The organism is Dermacoccus sp. CCH2-D9 (assembly GCF_001556795.1).
In the GTDB taxonomy this organism is placed as follows: Bacteria; Actinomycetota; Actinomycetes; order Actinomycetales; family Dermatophilaceae; genus Dermacoccus; species Dermacoccus nishinomiyaensis.
Genome location: NZ_LSJT01000113.1, coordinates 15,507 through 32,109, shown reverse-complemented (window position 1 = coordinate 32,109; position 16,603 = coordinate 15,507). Strand labels below are relative to the sequence as shown.

Here is a 16,603-nt window from a genome sequence, read left to right as displayed (position 1 = left end):
GGCAGCGTCAGTCGCGCTCTTGGTCCGACAGGCGCTTGCGCCCGCGCGCGGTGCGGCGCTCGTGCACGTCGTCGTCCTCGCCGTCGTCGCCTGCGGCCCGCTCGACCTTCCCGATGCGCACGCCGCGCTCGTGGCGCTCTGCGTCGCGGTCCTCGTCACCGAGGCGTGCACGACGTGCGGGACGCTCCTCGGCGTCACGACGCTCGCGCCGCGCGGGACGCACCGGACGCTCGTCGTCATCGTCGTCGTGCTCGTCATAACGGTCGTAGCGCTCGCGTCCGCGTGCGGCGCGCCCGGAGCCGTGCGTGCCGAACAGGAGGTAGCCGAGCGCGGCGGTGGTGAGCGCGAGCGCGAGGAACAGCAGCGCGCGGTGCAGCGATTGCCCCTCGATGATGTTGCACTGCCCCTTCGCGAGGCCGGAGGTGTTGGGGGACATCGGCGAACCGCAGCCGAACAGGCTGCCGTCCTTGCCCCGGAAGTTCGTCGGGGAGACGAAGAAGTAGACCGCGACGGCCAGGAGCAGCGCGGAGATGATGGCAGCGATCTTCGTGCCGGTCGCGAGACCCGTGGGGCCCGCCTCATCGTTCGTGTTCAGCATGACCGCATGCTAGCGGTGGATTCACCTGCAATGAGGTGTATGTCACAAATACACTCAGGGCTTCGAACGAATGACTCGTGGAAGAGGATCGACCGTGGCTCGCCGCCCCCACACCCCCCTGACATACCGCCCGGCCCTCGACGGCCTGCGGGCGCTCGCGGTGCTCGGTGTCCTCGTGTTCCACCTGTGGCCGAACGCGGCGCGCGGCGGGTGGCTCGGCGTCGACCTGTTCTTCGTCCTGTCCGGCTACCTCATCACGACGCTGCTCGTGCGCGAGTACGTCCAACGCGGCGGCATCGACCTGCGCGGGTTCTGGCTGGCACGCGCCCGACGGCTCATGCCGACGCTCGTCGTCGTCCTTCTCGCGGTGCTCGTCATGGCGACGTTCTGGACGTTGCCGTCGCGTCGTTACGCCGTCTCGCTCGACGTGCTCTCGACCCTCGCGTACGTCGCGAACTGGCACTTCATCTCCGGTGACGAGGCCTACTTCGCCTCGAACGGCACGCCCTCTCCCCTGCGTCACGCATGGTCGCTCGCCATCGAGGAGCAGTACTACCTGCTGTTCCCGCTCCTGCTGCTCGCGCTCACGCGGTTCCTCACGCGCCGCCGCCACCTCGCGTTCTGGTTGCTCACGCTCGCTGCTGCGTCGGCGCTGTGGATGGCGCACCTGTACGTGCCCGGCGTCGACCCGACGCGCGTCTACTACGGCACCGACACCCGCGCGTTCGAACTGCTCATCGGCGCCGCCGCGGGTGCCTGGATCGGGCCGTCGCAGTGGGGTCATGCGCGCCCCGCGCCGTGGCTGCTGTGGCTCGAACGTCTCGCGTGGCCGGCGCTCTTCGCGCTGGTCATCGCGATGCTGACGTTCGACGAGTCGTCGTCCGGGCTGTTCCGTGGCGGGCTCGTCGCGTTCTGCGTCGTCGCGCTCGTGCCGATCCTCGCGGCAGCCTCGCCGCACCCGAACAGCTTCCAGCACGTGCTGTCGTTCGAGTGGCTGCGCCGGCTCGGGCTCATCAGCTACGCGCTGTACCTGTGGCACTGGCCGCTGCACGTCTACCTCGCGCCCGAGCGTCTCGGCCTCGACGCGGCGTGGGCGGGCGTCGTCCAGGCCGTCGCCGCCCTCGTGCTCGCGACGGCGACCTACCGCTTCGTGGAGCAGCCCGTGCGCCGTGGCGGGGTGCGCGCCCTGTGGCCGCGCTCGCCTGCACCTCGTCGGCTCGCCCCGATCGCGGCCGCCGCGGCGGCACTCGTCGTCGCCGGTGGGGCGTTGGCGCTACCGCACGTCTCGGGTGGCGGTTCCGATCTGGAAGCCGGTTCGGGTGGCGGCGAACTGACGTACGCGATGAAGACATACACGCCCGGTGAGGACGTCAAGGCGATCCTCGTCGGCAACTCGATCCCGCACAGCCTGTTCGCCAACTTCCCGCAGACACGCTTTCCCGACCTGCAGCTGACGGAATCAGCGAGCTTTGGATGCACGACGTTCGCCGGGCAGGAGAGCAGTGGCGGCCAGCCGGTGCCGTCGCTGTCGAAGTGCGACCAGTTCCATGACGACTGGTACTACGGCCTCGCCGGGCGCGACACGATGCTGTATTTCCTGCCGCAGAACCTGCTCAACGACTACGCGGTCGACGGACGGATGCTTCGCGCCGGCAGCGCCGAGCATGACGCGTTCGTGCGCTCCAGCCTCGACGGCGTCGCGCAGAAGGCGAAGCAGCAGAACATCACCCACCCCTACCTCGTCGACCTGTCGTGCCACCGCGTGCCGACGATAGGAACCGACCCGACGGTCGTCGCGACCAACGACACCGCGAAGGTCGAGCATCTCAACGACGTGGCGAAGGGCTGGGCGAGTTCCAACGGAGTCACCCTCATCGACCAGTTCGGCTTCCTCTGCCCCGGCGGGCAGTATCACGGCCGCATCAACGGCGTGAACCTCTACGCCGATGGGCTGCACTTCACCAGCGAGTCCGGCCCGATCTTCTGGAACTGGCTCGCCCCGCAGATCCAGCAGCACGGTGACGGGTCGGGCGCGTCCAGCACCAGCTCGTCGAGTGCGTCAAGCACCAGCGGCCGATGAGCCTGCACGCCGTCGTCCTGGCCGGTGGGTACGGCACCCGGCTGCTGCCGTTCACGCGCCGCACGCCGAAGCACCTGTTGCCGATCGGTGACGAACCCGTCATCGCGCACCAACTTCATCGTCTCGCGGCGGCGGGCGTCGAATCCGTCGTGCTCGCGACCTCGTACCACGCGGACGCCTTTCGTCCGGCGCTGGGTGACGGCGACGCGTACGGCGTCCGGTTGCGCTACAGCCGTGAGGAGCATCCGCTCGGCACCGGTGGCGCGCTGCGTCACGCGTGCGGGTTGCTCGATCTCGCGTCCGACGACGACGTGCTCGTCCTCAACGGCGACCTCATCACCGAGCATGACCTCGGCGCGCAGGTCGCCGCGCACCGGGCGCACCGGGAGTGTGCCGTTCGCGCCGGCGACGCACCCCCGGTGCTCGCCACGATCCACGGACGCGCCGTGCCCCACGCGTCGGCGTACGGGTTGCTACACCTCGACGAGGCCGGGCGCGTCACGGCGTTCGAGGAGAAGCCGCCAGGCGCGCCTGCGGGCGTCGTCAACGCGGGCACGTACGTCGTCTCCCCCGCCCTGGTCGATCTCGTGCCCGTCGACGCGGTCGTCTCCCTCGAACGCGAGGTGTTTCCTGAGGCGAGCGAGCGAGGCGGGGTGTTCGTCCACCGCGACGACGCACCGTTCCACGACATCGGCACGCCCGCCGCCCTGCTGGCGGCGAACCTCGCCTGGGCGCGTGAGCGTGACCTCGACGCCGTCGACCTGCGGGCGGGGGCGGTTGCTGGCACCCCTGACGCGGGTGCTATCCGCGGCAGCCTGCTGCTGGGCGGATCACGCGTCGCCGCCGACGCCATCGTGAACGGCTGCATCATCGGGCCCGGCGCGGTCGTGGGGGCGGGCGCCGTGCTGGACGACTGCGTCATCGGGGACGACGCCGTCGTCACACCGGGTGTGCGCGCCCGCCGTGTGACACTCGACGTGGGTGAGCGACTGGGCCAAGAGCCCCATCAACGGCTCGAAGGGTCCCCGGCCGAAACCGTGGGCCCCCGGGCCCGAAGCGGTGATGAGCACCTCCGAGATGAGTGAAAAAGATCCCCAACCGGAATCTTCCACTCTAGGTCGGCTGCTCGGCCGAGAGGCAGCTGCGAACGTTTTCTTCTCACCGGCCGACCCGACGTGCCGGCTGTCGACCCTCACGGGCGGCGGCCGTCAGTGCTCGGCGTCCTGCCAGCTGCGTCCGGTGCCGACGTTGACGTCGAGCGGCACCGCGAGGTCGGCGGCCGCACCCATCTGCTCGCGCACGATGCGTTCGACTTCGTCGCGTTCGCCCGCGCCGACCTCGACGATGAGTTCGTCGTGCACCTGCAGGAGCACCCGCGAGCGCAGGTTCGCCGCGCGCAACGCCTCGTCGACGCCGAGCATGGCCTTCTTCATGATGTCGGCCGCCGAGCCCTGGATCGGCGCGTTGAGCGCCATCCGCTCGGCCATGTCGCGGCGCTGACGGTTGTCGCTCGTCAGGTCGGGCAGGTAGCGGCGCCGACCCATCATCGTCTCGGTGTAGCCGGTCGCGCGCGCGTCGTCGACGATCTGACGCAGGTAGTCGCGCACCCCACCGAAGCGTTCGAAGTAGCCGTCCATGAGGCGCTGCGCCTCGGCCGTGGAGATGCGCAGCTGCTTGCTCAGGCCGAACGCCGACAGCCCGTACGCGAGGCCGTACGACATCGCCTTGACCTTCGCGCGCATCTCGGAGGTCACCTCGCTCGGCTCGACGCCGAACACGCGTGAGCCGACGAACCGGTGCAGGTCCTCGCCGTCGTTGAAGGCCTGGATGAGGCCCTCGTCGCCGGACAGGTGCGCCATGACTCGCATCTCGATCTGGCTGTAGTCGGCGGACATGAGGCAGTCGTAGCCCTCGCCGACCACGAAGACACGACGGATGCGTCGACCCGATTCGGTGCGGATCGGGATGTTCTGCAGGTTCGGGTCGGTCGAGCTGAGACGCCCGGTCGCCGCAATCGTCTGCTGGTAGGTGGTGTGGATGCGGCCGTCGTCACCGATCGACTTGATGAGGCCCTGCACCGTCGAGCGCAGCTTCGAGGCGTCACGGTGACGAAGCAGCGCGTCGAGGAACGGGTGCGGCGCCTTCTCCGACAGGTCGGCGATCGCCTCGGCGTCCGTCGTGTACCCCGTCTTCGTCTTCTTGGTCTTCGGCAGGCCCAGGGTCTCGAACAGCACGACCTGCAACTGCTTCGGCGAGCCGAGGTTGACCTGCTCGCCACCGATCGCGTCCCACGCGTCCTGCTGCGCGGCGACGACCTGCGCGTCGTAGTCGGCTTCGAGTTCGTGCAGCGCGTCGAGGTCGACGGCGATGCCTGCCTGCTCCATCGTCGCGAGCACCTCGACGATCGGCAGCTCGAGCTCGGCCATGAGCTCGATGCCACCGACGTCGGCGACCGCCTCGTCGAGCGCGGCGGCCAGGGTCGCGACGGCCGCGGCGCGCGCCATGGCGTCGTCGCCCTGCGTAGCGCCGACGTCACCGAGGTCGAGCATCCCCTGACCGGCTGCCTGCTTGCCGGTCTCGGGCAGTTCGATGTGGCAGTAGCGCAGCAGCAGATCCTCGAACCCGTACGAGCGCTGGTCGGGTCGCACGAGGTAGGCCGCGATGGCGGTGTCGTTCGTCAGCCCGGCGAGGGTGAGACCGCGCGCGGCGAGGGCGTGCATCGGGCCCTTCGCGTCATGCAGGGCCTTCGCCTTCGTCACGTCGGCGAGCCACTCGGCAAGCGCCTGCTCGTCCTCGGGTGCGAGGGTCGTCAGGTCGACGTACGCGGCGCGGCCGCTCCCGTCGGCGATCGCCAGGCCGCTCGCGTCACCCGCGCCCTTCGCCCACGTGCCGTCGACGAACAGCCCGGCGCGCCCGGTGATACCGGCGAGCCACGTCTCGACCTCGCCGTCGCCGAGCACGACGCCGTCGACGCTGACGTCGCCCTCCGCCTCGGGCTGCGCCGTGCCGAGCGTCGCGAACAGGCGGTCGCGCAGCACCTTGAACTCGAGACCGTCGAAGACGCGGTGCACCTCGTCACGGTTCCAGTCGTGGCGTGCGAGGTCGTCCGGCGTCACGGGCAGCGGCACGTCGACGAGCAGCTGGTTGAGGCGTCGGTTGCGCAGCACGCCATCGAGGTGGGCGCGCACGTTCTCGCCGGCCTTGCCCTTGATCTGGTCGACGTTGGCGACGAGGCCCTCGAGGTCGCCGTACTGCCCGATCCACTTCGCGGCCGTCTTGGGGCCGACACCGGGCACGCCGGGCAGGTTGTCGCTCTTCTCGCCGACGAGCGCGGCGAGGTCGCTGTAGCGCTCGGGCGGCACGCCGTACTTCTCCTCGACGGCGGCGGGCGTCATGCGCGTCAGCTCCGAGACGCCCTTGACGGGGTACAGCACGGTGACGTTGTCGCGCACGAGCTGCAGCGCGTCGCGGTCGCCGGAGCACAGGAGCACCTCGTCGAAACCGGCCTGCGTCGCCTGGGTGGTGAGTGTCGCGAGGATGTCGTCGGCCTCGTACCCGTCGAGTTCGAGGTGCGTGACGCCCATCGCGTCGAGCACCTCCTTGACGAGGCTCACCTGCCCCTTGAACTCGCTCGGCGTCGTCGCACGGCCCGCCTTGTACTCGGCGTACTCCTCGCTGCGGAACGTCTGACGCGACACGTCGAACGCGACGGCGAGGTGCGTCGGTTCCTCGTCGCGCAGCAGGTTGATGAGCATCGACGTGAAGCCGTACACGGCGTTCGTGTGCTGCCCCGTCGAGGTCGAGAAGTTCTCCGCGGGCAGCGCGAAGAAGGCCCGGTAGGCGAGGGAATGTCCGTCCAACAACAACAAGCGCTTCACACGTGGCAGCCTATGTCCCAGCACCGACAACCCGAAAGGCGAGACCATGACGAGCTCCCCCACGCCCGAGAACGCAACCCACGCGCCCGAGATGACGCAGGAGCAGATGCTCGACGAACTCGCGCAGATGAGCCGCGGCACGCTCGACGAGCGCATGGGCATCCGCGTGCTCGAGGCCTCCCCCGAGCGTGTCGTCGCGACGATGCCCGTCGAGGGCAACACGCAGCCGTTCGGGTTGCTGCACGGCGGCGCGAACGTCGTCATCGCCGAGAGCGTCGGCTCCATCGGCGCGAACATGGCCGCCGGGCCGGGACGATTCGCCGTCGGGCTCGACATCAACGCGACGCATCACCGTTCCGCGAGGAGCGGCATCGTGACGGCGACCGCGACGGCGCTGTCGATCGGGCGCACCCTCGCGGCGTACGACGTCGTCATCACCGACGATGAGGGCAATCGCACCTGCACCGCCCGCATCACGTGCATGCTGCGGGATCTGCCGAAGGGCTGAGACGTCTCCTCTGGCGACGAAGGGTTGTGGAGGCTCGCGATACCCATCGCCCGAACCTCCACAACCCTTCTCGCGTCAGGCGTCGCCGAACTCGGCGATGACGCCGTCGCAGACCTGCTGCATCGACAGACGACGATCCATCGCGGTCTTCTGGATCCAGCGGAACGCCGCGGGTTCGTCGAGGCCGAGCTTGGTGGTGAGGATGCCCTTCGCCCGGTCGAGTTGTTTGCGCGTCTCGAGCTTGGCGTTGATCGCCGCGAGTTCGTCACGCAGGGCGCGCATCTCGCGCCATCGGCGGGTCGCGACGGTGAGCGCCGGGCCGAGGTCGTTCCAGGTGAACGGTTTGACGACGTAGGCCATGACGCCCGCGTCGCTCGCGCGTTCGACGAGGTGGCGGTCGCTGAACGCCGTCAGGAGGACGACGGGGGTGAGGCCGTCGGCGCCGATCTCCTCGGCGGCGCTGATGCCATCCTTGCGGGGCATCTTGACGTCGAGCAGCGCGAGGTCGGGTCGGTGCTCGGCGATCGCAGCCACGGCCGCTTCCCCGTCGCTGACGGCGGCGACGACGTCGTAGCCGCCCGCATCGAGCATCTCGACGAGGTCGAGGCGGATGAGAGATTCGTCCTCCGCCACGACGACGCGCAGGCGCTGGTCTTGGTCGCTCGTCTCACTCACGGCGAAAATCCTACGCGTCCTGGCGCGAGAACTCGGACGCGGTACGGATCTGCTCGTCGCTGGGGCGTACGCCGGTGTAGAGGACGAACTGCTCGGCGGCCTGCAGCGCGATGACCTCGGCGCCGGTGATGACGTTCTTGCCCCGCTCCCGCGCGGCGACGACGAGCGGCGTGTCGCTCGGGCTCGCGACGACGTCGAAGATCCAGGTCGCCGCGTCGATCTCGTCGGTGGTGAAGCTCAACTGCCCCTCGCCCTCGCCGCCGGCCATGCCGAGGGGCGTGACGTTGACGAGGACGTCGGTGCCTTCCGGCACATCGCGCGAGTGCTCCCAGCCGTATTGCGCGGCGAGCTTCTCCCCCGCCTCGACGTTGCGCGCGACGACCGTTCCGTGCGTGAAGCCGGTGTCGCGGCAGGCGGCGACGACCGCCTTGCCCATGCCGCCCGAGCCGCGCACGGCGATGCGCAGGTCGGTCGGCACGCCGTGGGTCTGCAGCAGCGACGCGACGGCGACGTAATCGGTGTTGTAGCCGGTGAGGACGCCGTCGTCGTTGACGATCGTGTTGACGGAGTTGATGGCCTTCGCCGATTCGTCGAGCGCGTCGAGCATCGGGATGACCTGTTCCTTGAACGGCATGCTCACTGCCGCGCCCCGGATCGGCAGCCCCCTGATGCCGGCGACGGCCTGCGCGAGATCAACCGGCGAGAACGCCTTGTAGACGAAGTCGAGCCCCAGCTCGTCATAGAGCCGGTTGTGGAAGCGCGTGCCGATGTTGCTCGGGCGCCCCGACATCGAGATGCACAGCTGCGTGTCCTTGGAGAGCATGCGCGCCAGCCTAGCGCCGCCGCCGCGGAACGACGAAGGGCTCGACCTCGACGGTCGAGCCCTGTGCGCGTGCCGACGGGGGGATTCGAACCCCCACGCCTTGCGGCAAAGCATTTTGAGTGCTCCGTGTCTGCCATTCCACCACGTCGGCTGGTGCCCGCTCACCTTACCCGAACGCGCGCTGCCCCCGCGCACCGGGCGCGGGGGCAGCAGCGCCGATCAAGGACTGAGGCAGGATCAGTTCTGCGCGGCGGCGCTACGGGCCTTCTCGTGGTCCTCGTAGGCCGGCGCGACGCGGTTCTTCGCGTCGCCGATCTTGTGCACGCGCAGCGCGTTCGTCGAACCGGGGATGCCGGGAGGCGAACCGGCGGCGATGACGACGAGGTCACCCTCGATGCAGCGACCGTCGCCGAGGAAGATCTCGTCGACCTGCATCGACATCTCGTCCGTGTGCTTGACCTTCGGGCTGCACTCCGTCTGCACGCCCCACACGAGCGCGAGCTGCGAACGCACCGTCTCCGACGGCGTGAACGCGACGATCGGCAGGCGCGGACGCAGACGCGACATGCGCTGCGCCGAGTCGCCCGTCGTCGTGAAGTTGACCAGATGCGTGCACCTGAGCGTCTCCCCCACCTCGACGGCGGCCTTCGTCACGACGCCGCCCTTCGTGTGCGGCTGGATGCCGAGGTCGGGCACGCGCTCGAGGCCGTGCTCCTCCGTCGAGGAGATGATGCGCGCCATCGTCTTGACCGTCTCGATCGGCCACGCACCGACCGACGTCTCCCCCGACAGCATGACGGCGTCCGCGCCGTCGAGCACCGCGTTGGCGCAGTCGGAGGCCTCGGCGCGCGTCGGGCGCGGATTCTCGATCATCGACTCGAGCACCTGCGTCGCGACGATGACGGGCTTCGCCGCGCGGCGCGCGAGCTCGATGGCACGCTTCTGCACGATCGGCACGTCCTCGAGCGGCAGTTCCACGCCGAGGTCACCGCGCGCGACCATGATGCCGTCGAACGCCTCGATGATCTCGATGAGGTTCTCGACCGCCTGCGGCTTCTCGATCTTCGCGATGACGGGGCGACGGATGCCCACCTCGTCCATGATCTCGTGGCAGCGCGTGATGTCGGCGGCGTCGCGCACGAACGACAGCGCGATGAGGTCGGCGCCGGCCTTCAACGCCCAGCGCAGGTCAGCCTCGTCCTTCTCGCTGAGCGCGGGCACGCTCACCGCGACACCGGGCAGGTTGATGCCCTTGTTGTTCGAGACGCGGCCCGGCACGACCACCTCGGTCACGACGTCCGTGGCCGTCACCTCGACCGCGCGCAGCGCGACCTTGCCGTCGTCGACGAGCAGCATGTCGCCGACGTTGACGTCGCCCGGCAGGCCCTTGTACGTCGTGCCGACGCGCTCGGAGTCACCGTCGACGTCCTCGGTCGTGATGGTGAAGCGGTCGCCCTTCGCGAGGTCGACCGGGCCCGCGGAAAAACGAGCGGTGCGGATCTTCGGGCCCTGCAGGTCGGCGAGGACGCCGACGGCGCGACCCGTCGCCGCAGCGGCGGCGCGGACGTGGTCGTACCGGGTCTGGTGCTCCTCGTACGAACCGTGGGAGAGGTTGAAGCGGGCGACGTCGAGGCCGGCCTCGACGAGCTCACGCGTCCGTTCGGCAGAGTCGGTAGCAGGGCCAAGGGTGGCAACAATTTTCGCGCGACGCATGCTGCCAACCCTATCGCCCGCGCGAGCGTTCCCTCAGTCGACCATCTCGCCCGGTGAGACCCCCGTCACCGTACTCGCGGGTAGGCCCGCGACGACGCGGAAACCCCCGCCGCCACGAGGGCGGCAGGGGCTTCCACGACGCGCGATCAGGCGTCAACACATGCGGACGATCACACCGTCAGCGGACGATCCGTCGGCTTGATCGGCGCGGGCAACGTCGAGTCACCCATGAGCCACATGTCGACGCCGCGCGCCGCGCTGCGGCCCTCGGCGATCGCCCACACGATGAGCGACTGGCCGCGCCCACAGTCACCGGCGACGAACACGCCGGGCACGCTCGACATGTAGTTCGCGTCGCGCTGCACGTTGCTGCGCTCGTCGGTGTCGACGCCGAGCTGCTCGAGCAGACCCTCGCCCTGCGGGCCGAGGAAGCCCATCGCGAGCAGCACGAGCTGCGCCGGGATGACTCGCTCCGAGCCTTCGACCTCCTCGAACTTGCCGTCGACGAACTTCACCTCGACGATCTTCAGACCGCTGACGTTGCCGTCGTCGTCCGCGAGGATCTCCTTCGTCGAGGCGGAGTAGACGCGCTCGCCACCCTCCTCGTGCGCCGAGGCGACGCGGAAGATCATCGGGTACGTCGGCCACGGCTGGTTGGCCGGACGCTCCTCGCCGGGCTGCGGCATGATCTCGAGGCTCGTCACCGACTTCGCGCCCTGACGCAGCGCCGTACCGATGCAGTCGGCTCCGGTGTCGCCACCACCGATGACGACGACGTCCTTGCCGGTCGCGAGGATCTGACCCTCGACCTCGCCGCCGAGCGCGACGCGGTTGGCCTGGGGCAGGTACTCCATCGCCTGGTACGTGCCCGTGTGCTCGCGCCCCGGCACCGGCAGGTCGCGACGCACCGTCGCGCCCATCGCGAGGACGACGGCGTCGTAGCGCGAGCGCAGCTGCTCCGCCGTCAGCGTCACGCCGATCTCGGTGTTGCAGCGGAAACGGGTGCCCTCGGCCTTCATCTGCTCGATGCGACGATCGAGGATGCCCTTCTCCATCTTGAACTCGGGGATGCCGTAGCGCATCAGGCCACCGGGGGCGTCGTCGCGCTCGAACACGGCGACGGTGTGCCCGGCGCGCGTCAGCTGCTGCGCGGCGGCGAGGCCCGCGGGCCCCGAACCGACGACGGCGACCGTCTTGCCCGTCAGGCGCGTCGGCACCTGCGGCGTGACGTAACCACGCTCGAAGCCCTCCTCGACGACCGTCTTCTCGACCTGCTTGATCGTGACGGCGGGCTGGCTGATGCCGAGCACGCACGCCGTCTCGCAGGGCGCGGGGCACAGGCGTCCGGTGAACTCGGGGAAGTTGTTCGTGGCGTGGAGGCGCTCGATGGCCTCCTCCCACTCACCCTTCCACGACAGGTCGTTCCACTCGGGGATGAGGTTGCCGAGGGGGCAGCCCGAGTGACAGAACGGGATGCCGCAGTCCATGCATCGGCCGGCCTGACGCTGCAGGGTGCCGAGCTGCTGCTCCTCGTACACCTCCTTCCAGTCGCGGATGCGAACGGGAACGGGGCGACGTTCGGGCAGCTCGCGCTCCCGGGTCTTGAGGAATCCGCGGGGGTCAGCCACGTCAACTCACCTCCATGATCTTGTCCCACACCTGGGCGCTGTCGGGGTCGACGCCCATGCCTTCGGCGTCCTTGCGGATGCTCAGCACGCGCTGGTACTCACGCGGCGTGACGAGCGAGAAACGGACGAGGCTCGCAGGCCAGTCGTTCAGCAACGACTCGGCGACGGATGAACCCGTCTCGGCGGCGTGCTTCGTCAGCAGCTCCTTGACGACGTCCTCGTCCTCGGCGCGCAGACCGGTGACCTCGACGAGCTCGCGGTTGACGAGGTCGGCGTCGAGATCGAGGACGTACGCCTCACCGCCCGACATGCCGGCCGCGAAGTTGCGTCCGGTCGCGCCGAGGATGAGCACGCGACCACCGGTCATGTACTCGCAGCCGTGATCGCCCACGCCCTCGACGACGGCCGTCGCTCCCGAGTTGCGGACGCAGAAGCGTTCGCCGACCTCGCCGCGCAGGAAGATCTCACCGCTGGTCGCGCCATAACCGATGACGTTGCCCGCGATGGCGTTCTCCTCGGCGACGAGGGCCGTCTCGGTGTCGGGACGGATGATGATGCGCCCACCCGACAGGCCCTTGCCGACGTAGTCGTTGCCCTCGCCGACGAGCCGCAGCGTCAGGCCCTTCGGGATGAAGGCGCCGAAGCTCTGCCCGCCCGCACCGCGCAGCGTGATGTCGACGAAGTCGTCGTGGAGCAATTCATCGAGGTAGCGCTTGGTCAACTCGTGGCCGAGCATCGTGCCGACGGTGCGGTTGACGTTCGACACCTTCGTCTCGAACGCGACCGGCGTCTTGTGCTCGATGGCGTCCTTCGCCTTCGCGATGAGTTCGTTGTCGAGCGCAGCGTCGAGGTGGTGATCCTGACCCTGCGTGTTGAACAGCTCACCGCCGAACGGCATCTTCGCTTTCGCGAAGATCGGCGCGAGGTCGAGACCACTGGCCTTCCAGTGCTCGACGGCCTCGTCTGTGTCGAGCGCCTCGACGTGCCCGACGGCCTCCTCGATCGAACGGAAACCGAGCTCGGCGAGGATCTCGCGCACCTCCTCGGCGATGTACTCGAAGAACGTCTCGACGAACTCCGGCTTGCCGCTGAAACGCTCGCGCAGCTCCGGGTTCTGCGTCGCGATGCCGACCGGGCAGGTGTCGAGGTGACACACGCGCATCATGATGCAGCCGCTGACGACGAGGGGCGCGGTTGCGAAACCGAACTCCTCCGCGCCGAGCAGCGCGGCGATGACGACGTCACGGCCCGTCTTGAGCTGGCCGTCGGTCTGCACGACGATGCGGTCGCGCAGGCCGTTGAGCAACAGCGTCTGCTGCGCTTCGGCGAGGCCGAGCTCCCACGGCCCACCGGCGTGCTTGAGCGAGGTCAGCGGTGAGGCTCCCGTGCCGCCGTCGTGGCCGGAGATGAGCACGACGTCCGCGTGGGCCTTCGAGACACCCGCGGCGACGGTGCCGACGCCGACCTCGGAGACGAGCTTGACGTGGATGCGCGCGCTCGGGTTCGCGTTCTTCAGGTCGTGGATGAGCTGCGCGAGATCCTCGATCGAGTAGATGTCGTGGTGCGGCGGCGGCGAGATGAGACCCACGCCGGGCGTCGCGTGACGCGTGCGCGCCACCCACGGGTACACCTTCGGCCCGGGCAGCTGACCGCCCTCGCCGGGCTTCGCGCCCTGCGCCATCTTGATCTGGATGTCGTCGGCCTCCGTCAGGTACAGCGACGTCACGCCGAAGCGACCCGAGGCGACCTGCTTGATCGCCGAACGACGCTTCGGGTCGAGCAGGCGATCGACGTCCTCGCCGCCCTCTCCGGTGTTCGACTTCGCGCCCAGGCGGTTCATCGCGATCGCGAGCGTCTCGTGTGCCTCCTTCGAGATCGAGCCGTACGACATCGCGCCCGTCGAGAAGCGCTTGACGATGGCGCTCGCCGGCTCCACCTCGTCGATCGAGATCGACGGACGGTCGGAGGCGAACTTGAAGAGCCCGCGCAGCGTCATGAGCTCTGCCGACTGGTCGTCGACGGCCTGCGTGTACTGCTTGAAGATGTCGTAACGACGCGCGCGCGTCGAGTGCTGGAGGCGGAACACCGTCGTCGGGTTGAACAGGTGCGGTGCACCCTCGCGGCGCCACTTGTACTCGCCACCGACCTCGAGCTCGCGATGCGCGGGGCCCTGGCCGTCGCTCGGGTAGGCCTTCGCGTGACGCGCCGCGACCTCGGCCGCGATGACGTCGAGACCGATGCCGCCGAGACGCGACGTCGTCGCGGTGAAGTACTCGTCGACGACCTCCTGGCTGAGGCCGAGCGCCTCGAACACCTGCGCGCCGCGGTAGGAGGCGACGGTCGAGATGCCCATCTTCGACATGACCTTGAGCAGGCCCTTGCCGAGCGCCTTGATGAGGTTCTTGACGGCCTGCTCGGGCGTCGTGTCACCGAGCGCACCCTCATGGGCGAGCTGCTCGACGGACTCCATCGCGAGGTACGGGTTGACGAGCGCCGCGCCGTAGCCGACGAGCAGCGCGACGTGGTGGACCTCGCGCACATCGCCGGCCTCGACGACGAGCCCGACCTGCAGACGCGTCTTCTGACGGATGAGGTGGTGGTGCACCGCCGCCGTCAGCAGCAGCGACGGGATCGGCGCGAACTCGGCGTTCGAGTCACGATCGGACAGGACGACGAAGCGGTGACCGTCGGCGATCGCCTGGTCGACCTCGGCGAAGATGCCCTGCAGGCGCGCCTTGAGCGCGCTCGCACCACCGTCGACGCGGTACGTGCCGCGGATGACGTACGCCGCGAAGCCGGCGCGGTCGCCGTCGGCGTTGATGTGGACGATCTTCGCGAGCTCGTCGTTGTCGATGACGGGGAAGCCGAACTCGACCTGCTTGACGTGCTCGGGGCCGTCGGTGAGCAGGTTGCCCTCCGGACCCATCGTCGTGCCGAGGCTCGTGACGAGCTCCTCGCGGATCGCGTCGAGCGGCGGGTTCGTCACCTGCGCGAACAGCTGCGTGAAGTAGTCGAACAGCAGGCGCGGACGCGAGCTGAGGACGGCGACGGGCGTGTCGGTGCCCATCGAACCGAGCGCCTCGGCGCCCGTCGACGCCATCGGCGTCAGCAGGATCTTCAGCTCCTCGTTCGTGTAGCCGAACGTCTGCTGACGGCGCGTGACCGAGCTGAGCGAGTGGGTGATGTGCTCACGATCCGGCAGGTCGCCGACCTTGACGATGCCCGAGTCGAGCCACTCCTGATACGGCTTCGCCGTGGCGAGTTCGCCCTTGATCTCCTCGTCCGGGATGATGCGCCCGGCCTCGGTGTCGATGAGGAACATCTTGCCCGGCTGCAGGCGCCCACGCTCGACGACGTCCTCCGGCGCGAGGCCGAGCACACCCGCCTCGGAGGCGAGGACGACGAGGCCGTCCTTCGTCACCGAGTAACGCCCGGGACGCAGGCCGTTGCGGTCGAGGACGGCGCCGATGAGCGAACCGTCGGTGAACGTCACGCACGCGGGGCCGTCCCACGGCTCCATGAACGCGGCGTGGTACTCGTAGAACGCGCGACGCGCCGGGTCCATCGTCGCGTGGTTCTCCCACGCCTCGGGGATCATCATGAGCACCGAGTGCGGCAGGCTGCGACCCGACAGGTGCAGCAGTTCGAGGGCCTCGTCGAACGTCGCCGAGTCGGACGCGTTCGGGGTGCAGATCGGCAGCAGGCGAGACAGGTCGCCGGGGATGATGTCGCTGCGCAACTGCGACTCGCGTGCGCTCATCCAGTTGCGGTTGCCGCGCACCGTGTTGATCTCACCGTTGTGCGCGATGAAGCGGAACGGGTGCGCGAGCGGCCAGCTCGGGAACGTGTTCGTCGAGAACCGGCTGTGCACGAGGGCCAGCGCCGTCTCGAACCGCTCGTCCGACAGGTCGGGGTAGAACTGCTCGAGCTGCGCCGTCGTCAGCATGCCCTTGTGGACCATGGTGCGCGCCGACAGCGACGCGAAGTAGACGTCGAGCTCGTTCTCGGCGCGCTTGCGCGCACAGAACGCGAGACGGTCGAGTTCGAGGCCCGAGGCGTCGCCGTCCTTCGCCGCGACGAACACCTCGCGGAAGACCGGCATCGTGCCGCGCGCCGACTCACCGACGACGTCGGGGTTGACGGGGACGTCACGCCAGCCGAGGACGACGAGGCCTTCCTCGTCGGCGATGCGGTCGAAGCCCTCGCCGACGTGCCACTGGCCGTCGGCGTCCTGCGGCAGGAACGCGATGCCGACGGCGTAGGAGCCCTTCGCGGGCAGCTCGAAGTCGACGACCTCGCGCAGGAACGCGTCGGGGATCTGCGTGAGGATGCCGGCGCCGTCGCCGACGAGCGGGTCGGCGCCCGTGGCACCGCGGTGGTCGAGGTTGGTCAGGGCCAGCAGCGCCGCGTCGACGATGTCGTGGCCGGCGTGGCCCCGCATCGTCGCGACGAGCGCGACACCACAGGCGTCATGCTCGAACGTGGGGTCGTACAACCCCTGGGCAGCGGGCTGGGCGGAGAAAGCATGAGCAGACATGACTCACCGTCCTGTTCGTCGTCGGGACGCCCGAGCGCAGGGCGCACGAGGCATCGGGTCGGGTCGAAACCACCGCGGGACGGCATTGGCCTGCGGGTTTTATGCATTCTATCGAATGTTCATGCGCGCTCACCACGTGGACGAGCGCGTCTCAGCTGACGAT

The 16,603-nt window shown here is 69.2% G+C and carries 10 protein-coding genes and 1 tRNA gene; 3 read left to right on the top strand and 8 right to left on the bottom strand.

Annotated elements, in window-relative coordinates; translation table 11 throughout:
• Window positions 1-7 precede the first annotated feature (7 nt).
• Window positions 8-598: a hypothetical protein gene (locus AX669_RS09995; protein ID WP_006943805.1), complete on the bottom strand. Its 591-nt coding sequence runs from the start codon at window positions 596-598 to the stop codon at window positions 8-10.
• 94 nt (window positions 599-692) lie between these two features.
• Here AX669_RS09995 and AX669_RS09990 point away from each other — a divergent pair, with 94 nt between their 5' ends.
• On the top strand, window positions 693-2,678 hold the full coding sequence (locus tag AX669_RS09990) for an acyltransferase (protein WP_197418891.1): 1,986 nt from the start codon (window positions 693-695) through the stop codon (window positions 2,676-2,678).
• Window positions 2,675-3,763 carry a sugar phosphate nucleotidyltransferase gene (locus AX669_RS09985; RefSeq protein WP_062258188.1) on the top strand — a complete coding sequence of 363 codons (1,089 nt, stop codon included), beginning with the start codon at window positions 2,675-2,677 and terminating at the stop codon, window positions 3,761-3,763. Before AX669_RS09990 ends, AX669_RS09985 begins: the two co-directional genes overlap by 4 nt.
• A gap of 123 nt (window positions 3,764-3,886) precedes the next feature.
• Here the strand turns inward: AX669_RS09985 and polA are convergent, their stop codons facing one another.
• A complete protein-coding gene (polA, locus tag AX669_RS09980) occupies window positions 3,887-6,556 on the bottom strand; it encodes a DNA polymerase I (RefSeq protein WP_062258187.1) in 2,670 nt (889 codons plus the stop codon).
• A 46-nt stretch (window positions 6,557-6,602) separates the two neighbouring features.
• On the opposite strand from polA, the gene AX669_RS09975 reads away from it, so the two are divergent.
• On the top strand, window positions 6,603-7,064 hold the full coding sequence (locus AX669_RS09975) for a PaaI family thioesterase (protein ID WP_369815081.1): 462 nt from the start codon (window positions 6,603-6,605) through the stop codon (window positions 7,062-7,064).
• 75 nt (window positions 7,065-7,139) lie between these two features.
• On the opposite strand, the gene AX669_RS09970 is transcribed toward AX669_RS09975, so the two are convergent.
• From AX669_RS09970 to gltB, 6 genes are all read right to left on the bottom strand, one after another.
• On the bottom strand, window positions 7,140-7,739 hold the full coding sequence (locus AX669_RS09970) for an ANTAR domain-containing response regulator (RefSeq protein ID WP_006943731.1): 600 nt from the start codon (window positions 7,737-7,739) through the stop codon (window positions 7,140-7,142).
• Window positions 7,740-7,749: 10 nt separating this feature from the next.
• Window positions 7,750-8,562 (bottom strand): shikimate 5-dehydrogenase, encoded by an 813-nt coding sequence (locus AX669_RS09965; protein ID WP_006943807.1) that lies wholly within the window; start codon window positions 8,560-8,562, stop codon window positions 7,750-7,752.
• A 70-nt stretch (window positions 8,563-8,632) separates the two neighbouring features.
• A tRNA-Leu gene (locus AX669_RS09960) sits at window positions 8,633-8,713 on the bottom strand.
• 86 nt (window positions 8,714-8,799) lie between these two features.
• Complete coding sequence (gene pyk, locus AX669_RS09955; protein ID WP_062258185.1) at window positions 8,800-10,275, bottom strand: pyruvate kinase; 1,476 nt, start codon at window positions 10,273-10,275, stop codon at window positions 8,800-8,802.
• Window positions 10,276-10,445: 170 nt separating this feature from the next.
• Complete coding sequence (locus AX669_RS09950) at window positions 10,446-11,903, bottom strand: glutamate synthase subunit beta (RefSeq protein ID WP_062258180.1); 1,458 nt, start codon at window positions 11,901-11,903, stop codon at window positions 10,446-10,448.
• A gap of 1 nt (window position 11,904) precedes the next feature.
• On the bottom strand, window positions 11,905-16,440 hold the full coding sequence (gltB, locus tag AX669_RS09945) for a glutamate synthase large subunit (RefSeq protein WP_062258178.1): 4,536 nt from the start codon (window positions 16,438-16,440) through the stop codon (window positions 11,905-11,907).
• Window positions 16,441-16,603: the final 163 nt, after the last annotated feature.